This is a genomic window from Methylobacterium sp. Leaf361 (assembly GCF_001424445.1).
Classification (GTDB): domain Bacteria; phylum Pseudomonadota; class Alphaproteobacteria; order Rhizobiales; family Beijerinckiaceae; genus Methylobacterium.
In genome coordinates, this window is the sequence record NZ_LMPY01000031.1 from 24,508 (window position 1) to 33,607 (window position 9,100).

Here is a 9,100-nt window from a genome sequence, read left to right on the forward strand (position 1 = left end):
GGAGTTGGGTCGGGTTTTCCGGCCGGATGCGCGGGCTGCACCCTCGTGATCGAAACGGTGATGATCTTCGCGCTGGGCTTCCTGGCGGCGAGCCTGTGCGGCCTGCTGCTTCTGCCGGCCCTGAATGCCCGCGCCGCGCGCCTGGAGCGTCGGCGGGCCGAGGCGCGCCTGCCCCTGTCGCCGACCGAGATCGCCGCCGAGCGCGACTTCCTGCGCGCGCAGTTTGCCGTGCAGCAGCGCCGGTTGGAGCGCCGGGTCGAGACCGTCGAGGCGCGGCGGCAGGCCGACATGGCGGCGATCGGGGCCGGGACGATGCGGGTCGCCGCCCTGGCGCGCGACGTCGCTGCCCGCGACGCCGAGATCGCCCAGGCCCAGGCCAAGACCCGGGAGCTGGAGACCGAGCTGACGCTGGCGCGGGAGGACGGGAGCGCGAGCCTCGCCACGCTCCAGGCTCTCGAGGACGCCCATGCCGACCTGCTCGACAGTCTCCTGGCGCTCCGGCAGGGCGCGGCGCCGGCACCGGACGCCGCCGCGCTGGCGGCCGAGCGCGACGACCTGCGCGCGAGCCTGAAGGCGGCCGAGGAAGCTCTGGCCCTGACCGTGGCCGACCGCCAGAACGAACACCAGAGCGACCGGGCCGGAAACCTGCCGCCGGACCGGCAGGCCGGCATCGAGCGCGAGAACGCCGATCTCCGCCGGCGAATCGTCGAGGTCGCCGAGGCCCTCACGGCCCCGGGCCGGATGCCGCGGACCGCGGCGGCGATGCCGGAACCCGAGCGGGTCTGAGCCGATCCACCCCCGAAACGGGGTTTGGCGACCGGAACGCAACCGAAAACCTGCGATGACTGCCTTGTTTCGACCACGCAAAGGCATCATCGCATCGCCGACGCGTCCTGCATTCACAACTTCGACAGATGGTACGGATACCCATGCGCCTGAAGCCGATCGTCCTCGCCGTCGCGGCGGCCGTTGCCCTGACGCTGCCGGCAGCCGCGCAGCAGACGAAGCGCGGCAACGAGACCCTGAAGAAGTACTGCACCGGGGACTACCTGACCTATTGCGGCAACCTGGCCCCCGACGATCCGGCCACCGATGCCTGCTTCCAGAAGAACTGGAAGAAGCTCAGCGAGAACTGCCGCCGGGCGATCGACGCCTACGAGGCCGAGCAGCAGCAGAACGCCCCCGCCAAGAACCGGCAGGGCTCGCAGGGCGGCAAGGAGCGGCGGGGCTGACGCCTTCCGGCTGTCGAGGCCGGGCCGGGAGCCGCGGGAACGGGCCCCAACCGTGCGCCGCGGCCGGCCTGTGGCGGACGGGCGCTCGCGCCGGGACGCGGCAACGGCTAAGGTAGCGCTCCCGCCGGCCCTCGCGTGCCGGTGCCGAGCCCGCCGGACCCTCGCGCGATGTTGTCGAAACCCGCCCTGAAACTCCTCGCCGTGTCCGGCCTCGTGGCCCTGGCGGCTTCCGCCTGCGGGCGGCGGGGTGCGCTGGAGCCGCCCCAGACGGCGGCCCCGCGGGCGGGTGCGCAGGCCAGCGCGGACGCGCCGACCGGGCGGCGGACGCTGCCGGTCTCGGTCGGCCTCGGCGGCGGCGCCCCGGAGCCGGACCCGGCCTCGGTGCGCGCCGGCGACGAGCTCTCCGCGGCGGCGGTCCCGCCGGGCGGCACCGAGGCGCCGGTCGAGACCAGCCGCGGCGCGCGGCGCGGCTACCGGGTGCCGAAGGAGCCTTTCATTCTGGATCCGCTGCTGTAGAGGGCGGAGGCCGGCACGCCGTCGCGGTACCACGCGCCCGGTGGCCCCGCTCGGATTCGGGCGGACCCCGCCACCGGCGCGCGCCGCCGCGGCCTGCGGCGGAGTGTTTCACGGGAAACAGCCCGCGCTCCGGCGGGACGAGGCACGGCGACGAGACACGGCCGAGATGCACCATTTTCACTATCGCGACGGCCGCCTGCACGCCGAGGATGTCGATCTGACCGGCCTCGCCTCGGAGGTCGGCACACCGTTCTACTGTTACAGCACCGCCACGCTGGAGCGGCACTTCCGCGTCTTCGCGGAGGCGTTCGCGGCCGACGACGCGCTGGTCTGCTTCGCCATGAAGGCGAACTCGAACCAGGCCGTCCTGCGGACCCTCGCGGCCCGGGACGCCGGGATGGACATCGTCTCCGGCGGCGAGCTGCAGCGGGCCCTGGCGGCCGGGGTGGACCCCGGCAAGATCGTGTTCTCGGGAGTCGGCAAGACCCGCGCCGAGATGGAGGCCGCACTGAGGGCCGGCATCTTCTGCTTCAACGTGGAGAGTGAACCGGAACTCGCGGTCCTGTCCGAGGTGGCGGTGGGCCTCGGCCTCCGCGCGCCGGTCTCGGTCCGGGTGAACCCCGACGTGGACGCCGGCACGCACGCCAAGATCTCCACCGGCAAGTACGAGAACAAGTTCGGCATCCCGATCACCCGGGCGCCGGCTGTCTACGCCGCTGCGGCCGCCCTGCCGGGGATCGCGGTGCACGGCGTCGACATGCATATCGGCAGCCAGATCACCGATCTGGCGCCCTTCGCCGACGCGGCCCGGCTGCTCGCCGGCCTCGCCCGGGAGTTGCTGGCGGCCGGCCATCCCCTGCGCCACATCGATTTCGGCGGCGGCCTCGGCATCCCCTACCGCGACGACAACGCGCCGCCGCCGGACCCGGCCGCGCTGGCGGCGACCCTGCGGCCGCATTTCGCCCCCCTCGGCCTGCGGCCGGTCTTCGAGATCGGCCGGATGATCGTCGGCAATGCCGGGATCCTGCTGACGCGGGTGCTCTACGTGAAGCACAACGAGGGGCGGACCTTCGTGATCGTCGACGCGGCGATGAACGACCTGATCCGCCCGACCCTGTACGAGGCCTATCACGGCCTGCGGCCGGTCATCGAGCCGGGTCCCGAGACGCCGCGCCTCGTCGCCGACGTGGTCGGCCCGGTCTGCGAGAGCGGCGACTACCTCGCCCTCAACCGCGAGATGCCGGAGGTGAGGCCCGGCGACCTGATCGCCGTGATGAGCGCCGGCGCCTACGGGGCGGTGCAGTCCTGCACCTACAACACCCGGCCGCTGGTGCCGGAGGTTCTGGTGCGGGGCGACCGCGCGGCGGTGGTCCGCCCGCGCCTCGACGTCGACGCCCTGATCGCCCTCGACCGGGTGCCGGACTGGCTGGCGTGAGCCGCGCTCCGGAGGGCGCCGCCGCCCCCAGGCCGGTCCCGGGACCCGACGGGCCCCTGCCGCTATCGGTCTTCATCATCGCCCACAACGAGGTGGACCGGATCGGCGCGACGCTTCGGGCGGTCCGCGGTCTGACCGACGACCTCGTGGTGGTCGATTCCGGGTCCACCGACGGCACGCAGGCCCTGGCGGAGTCGCTGGGCGCGCGGGTGCTGCACCATCCCTGGCCGGGCTACGGCCCGCAGAAGCGCTTCGCAGAGGAGCAGTGCCGGCACGTCTGGCTCCTGAACCTCGACGCCGACGAGGTGGTGCCGCCGGAGCTGGCCCGGGAGATCCGGGGCCTCTGGGCCGCGGGCGAGCCGCGCCGGCCGGCGTGGCGGATCGGCATCGCCGAGATCTTCCCCGGCGAGGGCCGGCCGCACCCGCTCGCCTACACGCTGACGCCGGTCCGGCTCTACCGGAAGGACAAGGGCCGCTACGCCGCCTCGCCGGTCCACGACCGGGTGGCGCTGGAACCGGGGGTGAAGCCGGGCCGGCTCCGGGGCGTGATCCACCATTTCTCGGTGCGCTCGCTCGGCGACCAGCTCGACAAGCTGAACCGCTACTCCGACCAGCAGGCGGACGACTTGGAGTCGCGGGGCGTGGTGATCCCGACCTGGCGGGTGTTCGTCGAGCTGCCGGGCAATTTCCTGAAGGCCTATCTCGGCCGCCGCCACTTCGTGCGGGGCACCTACGGCTTCCTGACGGCGATGAACTACGCGATCTCGCGGCATCTGCGCGTCGCCAAGCACGTCGAGCGCCGCCGCGTGGCCGCCGCCCGCCAGGATCGGGTTGACCCGCCGGATCCGACCTTCTAGAGCCAGAGCGCCGGAGACGTGGCCGAGCGGCTGAAGGCACTCGTTTGCTAAATGAGCATACCCAGAAATGGGTATCGAGGGTTCGAATCCCTCCGTCTCCGCCACTTACGTGGCATAAGTAGCTGTTTTAATTTAGAAAACAGACCCAGCGGTAACTGCCGCCCCACCTTTTGACCCACATTTTGAAACGGCTTGTACCGGCTCGTATCGGCCGCAGCCGGACGATGCGGCCACGCGCGTGCGAGGGCCGACACCAAACCTCGATAGGGGAGAACGAGCTTCGTTGCAGACGGCGTGGTCGCGCTTCCCCGCATCCCTTCGCGCTCTTCCCCCATCAAGGTCGTCGCGAGGTTCTCCCCAGACCGCAATCACCATCCTAACAGGATTCCCCATGGCCGGCCTCAAGGACAAGCGTGGCTTCATCGATAAGGACCGACTCGATCTGTCGGAACGCAAGGCTGTCGAGTTCTGGATGAAGCGCTGGGGCGTCACGCAGGACCAACTTACGGCCGCGCATCGGAAGGTCGGTCGAATGACCAAGGACATCGCCGCCGAGTTGGGCAAGAAGCGTTAGGGGCACACTCGCCCCAACGGCACAGCTCGTCAGGTGACATCTTCGATGGTGAAGCTGCCGCATCCTGATCGTGTTCGGACCAGCGCCCTGGACTTCTGGTTGGCCCGGAGCGCCATCGCCTGCGTGGCCGGCCTGCAACTTCTTGTCGTGAACGATTTCTCTCTCGGACCGCGCTGGCTCGCCCCGGCGCTCGAACTCGCGCTGCTAGTGCCACTCTCGGCCGCCACGGCTTGGAATCAGGGTCGGGAGCGGCATGCCACGACGGATGCCCATTGGGCCGAGGTGCACCGCCACCATCGCCTGATCCGCCGCATGGCCGCGATCCTGACCGCACTCGTTACCGTGGCCAACACAGCCGCCCTGGCAGCTCTCGTGCACGCGCTCTTCAAGGGCAAGGCCGGAAGCGGACCGACCCTGCTCATCGACGCCCTCAACATCTGGGGCACCAACGTCATAATCTTTGCCCTGTGGTTCTGGACGACGGATCGCGGCGGCGCAGCACTGCGGGGCCATCCGAGCGTACGGGATCCAGATTTCCTGTTCCCTCAGATGACCCTTGGGTCGGCGGAGGCGCAGGCACCGTTCGTGCCGGGCTTCGTGGATTACCTGTTCCTGGCCTTCACCAACGCAACCGCATTCTCACCGACCGACACGCTTCCGCTGACGCCGCGTGCCAAACTGCTGATGATGGCAGAGGCGTTGATCTCACTGCTGACCGTGGCGCTGGTCGCCGCGCGCGCCGTGAACATCCTTGCGTAGTCGGCCGGATCGTAGAGGTCGTTGTGCCACGCCAGCATCGCCTCGTGCTCCCAACGGAGCGGACGAGTATCACCTTGATGCGGCCACTAGGACGAACGGCTATCGCCGCGTCAATGATGCAGCCGTGTGCTTCGCGATCCAAGCTGCAAGCGGGATTTCAGCGAGGGGACGATCACCTAGAAGCTCACGGGCGACAAGGGCAAAGTCGATGCACTCTTCGCCTTCGACCTCATCCTCGGTCGCTTTCGCGGTCCATGCTAGAAGTTCAGCCCACCGTGCCCGCCGCATAGGTAGGACGTCGCGGAGCACGGCTTCCTCTCGTTGCTTCTTGGTCTCGGCCGCGCTGGCGATAGCTGACGTCGCCTCACCCTGCTCAAACCAAGATTGAAGAAATGCGTACTCCCTTGGCCAGAGCCTCGAATCGGCCAGCGCGGCTGTGATGGCCTTTCCCGATTGCCGCTCGGGTGGCACGCCGTCGAGAAGCTGCTCGATGAGTGATTCGGTGCTCACCCGGTTGGGTCGGACTTGACCGACGCTCACGGCTTCGAGGAATTGCACCAACCCGAACGGCGGTGGCTCATTACGTTCGATGTTGTCTGCAAGGCGGTGCGCGATGATAGTCAGAAGGATTTCCGGCGAACCATCGAAAGGATCGGTCTGATAGGCGATCTCGGCGAGCAGTTGATCTATTTCGCGCCGGCTGAGATCGTCCCGCAACCAAGCGTCTCGGACTCCAAAGCCTTGCTTCACGAGGAGTGAGGCCAAAGCCAGTTTGCGACCGCGTTTGAGGATGACGAAAGCGCTCTGCGCACCGGCCCCATCGCACCCCGAGACTGTGACAGATGTGATCTGAACCGACGGCTTCCCCGTAGGTTGTAGACCGCGCTGCCGGCAGGCACGAACGGCCGAATCGAGCGTCGCTTGCACATCCACTGTGAGCCACGGGCGCATCAAGACGATCCGCTCCACGCTTTCAGCAGACAGGCCCCCGTTTTGGGCCGCTGCGAGAAGGCTCTGCGCCACCTGCTTGACCACGGCGGGGCTCGGATCGAGTAGCCATCCGAGGGCCGCATCGCGCATCGATGCCACTTCTGAGGAGACGAACGAGCCGACGATCACGACACGCTGGTCGTCAGGGAAAGCAGCCAGTTGTTCGGAAAGCTGCCCATGGATGAGGAATGGGTTGTGAGCCAGGGCCTCGGCCATGGCGGCATAATGCGAGGTGATGTCGTCTGGGCTGAGGGCCGGGCCGTGCGCTGCCGTTTGCTCTGAAAGTGCAAGGGTCAGGGCACGCAATTCGTCGCCGAGATCGAGCTTGGCAGCCGCAAATTGCTGGCCGAGCACCATCATAACTTCGGGGGGCAGCAGGCCACTTTCGGCCGCCGTGACGAGCTTCTGCCGGACCTCTGCGACGAGGTTCATCGCCGGTTCGCTGCCGCCTTCGACCGCCATGCGGGCCTCGTCGAGCGCTTGCCCCACCATGAAAAGAAGAGCCTCGCACAACGCACCGTTAAAACGCTTCTTGCCAACCTCTTTGATAAGCAGGTCGAGCACGACAATCAGAGCGTCCGGATTCTCGGATAGGGCAAGGCCCACGGTCTGCAGCCCTGTCGTCATTTCCCCGCGCCGAAGATTAGCGGCGACTAGCTTAGCGAGTTGAAGGATTCTCGTACGCGGCGCGTTCGCCATAGCGGGCATCGCGGAGGGCCTCGTAGATGGGGTGATGCCGATTGATCCGGCGACATAGATAGCAGATCAATCAGCTTGGCACCCGTGGCGACAGCCCCAGACGATCAGGCCCCTGTGAACGCCCGCCCACCTGCCCACGCCCCCCCGCCAAAGGAAACGCTTGCCGGCACGGTTGAGCGGGTGACCTTCCACAACGCCGACAGCGGCTTCTGTGTTCTGAAAGTCCAGGCGCGCGGCAAGCGCGACCTCGTGCCGGTCATTGGCCACGCGCCTGCCATCGGCGCTGGCGAGTGGGTGACGGCGACCGGACTTTGGTTCACCGACCGCCAGCACGGTCTTCAGTTCAAGGCCGAAACCCTCAAGGTGACACCGCCGACCGGCGTAGAGGGCATCGAGAAGTACCTAGCCTCGGGCTACATGCGCGGTATCGGGCCAGCCATGGCCAAGCGGATTGTAGCCGCTTTCGGTGAAGGCACCTTCGAGATCATCGAAGCCGAGCCCGACCGCTTGAAGGAGATCTCTGGCATCGGCCCGCTGCGCGCTGCTCGTATCGTGGCCGGTTGGGCCGAGCAAAAGGCCGTGCGCGAGATCATGCTGTTCCTGCACGCTCACGGCGTCGGCACGGCGCGGGCGGTGCGCATCTTCAAGACCTACCAGTACGACGCCATCACAGTGATGACCGAGGATCCTTACCGCCTCGCCCGCGATATCCGTGGTATTGGCTTCAAGACCGCTGACGCCATTGCAATGAAGCTCGGACTGACGAAAGAGGCCCCGCAGCGGCTACGGGCCGGCATCTCGTTCGCGCTGCAGACCGCCACCGACGAGGGCCACTGCAGCCTTCCCGTCGCCGACCTCGTCAAACTCGCGACCGCGCTCCTGGATGTCGAAGCCGTGCTAATCCGTTCGGCGCTCATCGACGTGCTGGCGACCAGCGAGGTGGTGCAGGACATCATCGGCGACAAAGCCTGCATCTTCCTAGCGGGACTGCACGCGGCCGAGCGGATCATCGCCGAGCGTCTCCTGGCGAGAGTGAGCGGCCGCCCGCCTTGGCCCGAGATCGACCTCGCCAAGGCTCTGCCATGGGTCGAAGCGAAGACTGGCAAAGTGCTCTCGCCTTCGCAGGCCGAAGCGGTGCGCTTGATGCTGAACGCGAAGCTCGCGGTGATCACCGGCGGGCCGGGAACTGGCAAGACTTCGACGCTGGACACACTCCTGCGCATCCTGACGGCCAAGGGCGTGCGCGTGATGCTTGCGGCTCCGACCGGCCGAGCGGCTAAGCGCATGAGCGAGCAGACCGGGCTTGAGGCCAAAACCATCCACCGCCTCCTGGAAATCGACCCGAAGCACGGCGGTTTCTCGCGCAACGAGGAGAACCCGCTCGATTGCGATCTTCTGGTCATCGACGAGACTTCGATGGTGGATGTGCCGCTGATGAACGCGCTGACGAAGGCCGTGCCGGCACACGCCGGGCTGCTACTCGTCGGCGACGTTGACCAGCTTCCCTCAGTCGGACCGGGGCAGGTGCTGGCCGACATCATCGACTCCGAGCGCGTGCCAGTGGCGCGGCTGACTGAGGTGTTCCGTCAGGCGGCTGAGAGCCGGATCATTGTGAATGCGCACCGCATCAACGCCGGCAAGATGCCCGAGGCAGCTCCGCGCGGCAGCGAGAGCGACTTCCACCTCATCGAGATCGACGAACCTGAGGCTGGGCTCGCCACGCTGATCGAGGTGGTAACTCGGCGTATCCCCGCTCGCTATGGCCTCGATCCCGTGCGTGATGTCCAGGTGCTCACCCCGATGCAGCGCGGCGTCCTAGGCGCGAGGAACCTCAATCACGAGCTCCAGGCCGTGCTGAATCCGAACCCCTCCACATCAGTCGAGCGCTTTGGCTGGCGTTTCTCGCCGGGCGACCGGGTGATGGAAAGCCAGAACGACTTGGCCTGCCCCCTGAAAAGTGGTCCTCCCTAAGGTATGGCTTTGAGCCATGTGGAGGATGTCATCATGGGACGGAAGAAGCATACGGCTGAAGAGATTG

Annotated in this window: 9 protein-coding genes and 1 tRNA gene; 9 read left to right on the forward strand and 1 reads right to left on the reverse strand. The window is 67.7% G+C overall.

The features are described from left to right. Positions 1-60: 60 nt before the first annotated feature. The 8 genes from ASG32_RS20360 (at position 61) to ASG32_RS20395 (ending at position 5,373) form a co-directional block, all read left to right on the forward strand. Positions 61-786, forward strand: coding sequence for a hypothetical protein (locus tag ASG32_RS20360; protein ID WP_056530034.1), 726 nt, complete (start codon positions 61-63; stop codon positions 784-786). Between the two features lie 143 nt (positions 787-929). Further along, positions 930-1,232, forward strand: coding sequence for a hypothetical protein (locus tag ASG32_RS20365; protein ID WP_020094369.1), 303 nt, complete (start codon positions 930-932; stop codon positions 1,230-1,232). A gap of 168 nt (positions 1,233-1,400) precedes the next feature. After that, positions 1,401-1,748 (forward strand): hypothetical protein, encoded by a 348-nt coding sequence (locus tag ASG32_RS20370; RefSeq protein WP_056530018.1) that lies wholly within the window; start codon positions 1,401-1,403, stop codon positions 1,746-1,748. 166 nt (positions 1,749-1,914) lie between these two features. Further along, entirely contained in the window at positions 1,915-3,183 is a 1,269-nt protein-coding gene (gene lysA / locus ASG32_RS20375) for a diaminopimelate decarboxylase (RefSeq protein WP_056530021.1), read from the forward strand. After that, the gene (locus ASG32_RS20380; RefSeq protein WP_170868185.1) at positions 3,180-4,040 is read left to right on the forward strand and encodes a glycosyltransferase family 2 protein; all 861 of its coding nucleotides are present in this window, start codon (positions 3,180-3,182) and stop codon (positions 4,038-4,040) included. The genes lysA and ASG32_RS20380 overlap by 4 nt, the downstream gene beginning before the upstream one ends. Positions 4,041-4,052: 12 nt before the next feature. Beyond that, positions 4,053-4,144 (forward strand) — tRNA-Ser (locus ASG32_RS20385). 287 nt (positions 4,145-4,431) lie between these two features. Next, entirely contained in the window at positions 4,432-4,614 is a 183-nt protein-coding gene (locus ASG32_RS20390; RefSeq protein ID WP_003600567.1) for a DUF3606 domain-containing protein, read from the forward strand. A 45-nt stretch (positions 4,615-4,659) separates the two neighbouring features. Beyond that, a complete protein-coding gene (locus ASG32_RS20395; RefSeq protein ID WP_056530025.1) occupies positions 4,660-5,373 on the forward strand; it encodes a hypothetical protein in 714 nt (237 codons plus the stop codon). A 99-nt stretch (positions 5,374-5,472) separates the two neighbouring features. Here ASG32_RS20395 and ASG32_RS20400 read toward each other — a convergent pair whose 3' ends face one another. After that, a complete protein-coding gene (locus tag ASG32_RS20400; RefSeq protein ID WP_157862028.1) occupies positions 5,473-6,990 on the reverse strand; it encodes a hypothetical protein in 1,518 nt (505 codons plus the stop codon). A gap of 186 nt (positions 6,991-7,176) precedes the next feature. Here ASG32_RS20400 and ASG32_RS20405 point away from each other — a divergent pair, with 186 nt between their 5' ends. Further along, positions 7,177-9,033 (forward strand): ATP-dependent RecD-like DNA helicase, encoded by a 1,857-nt coding sequence (locus ASG32_RS20405; RefSeq protein ID WP_244492081.1) that lies wholly within the window; start codon positions 7,177-7,179, stop codon positions 9,031-9,033. Positions 9,034-9,100 lie beyond the last annotated feature (67 nt).

Excerpts from the sequence above, each read along its gene's own strand:
- ASG32_RS20370 (WP_056530018.1), top strand. The coding sequence starts at position 1,401 with ATGTTGTCGAAACCCGCCCTGAAACTCCTCGCCGTGTCCGGCCTCGTG.
- ASG32_RS20390 (WP_003600567.1), top strand. The coding sequence starts at position 4,432 with ATGGCCGGCCTCAAGGACAAGCGTGGCTTCATCGATAAGGACCGACTC.
- ASG32_RS20400 (WP_157862028.1), bottom strand. The coding sequence starts at position 6,990 with ATGACGACAGGGCTGCAGACCGTGGGCCTTGCCCTATCCGAGAATCCG.
- lysA (WP_056530021.1), top strand. The coding sequence starts at position 1,915 with ATGCACCATTTTCACTATCGCGACGGCCGCCTGCACGCCGAGGATGTC.
- ASG32_RS20360 (WP_056530034.1), top strand. The coding sequence starts at position 61 with ATGATCTTCGCGCTGGGCTTCCTGGCGGCGAGCCTGTGCGGCCTGCTG.
- ASG32_RS20395 (WP_056530025.1), top strand. The coding sequence starts at position 4,660 with ATGGTGAAGCTGCCGCATCCTGATCGTGTTCGGACCAGCGCCCTGGAC.
- ASG32_RS20365 (WP_020094369.1), top strand. The coding sequence starts at position 930 with ATGCGCCTGAAGCCGATCGTCCTCGCCGTCGCGGCGGCCGTTGCCCTG.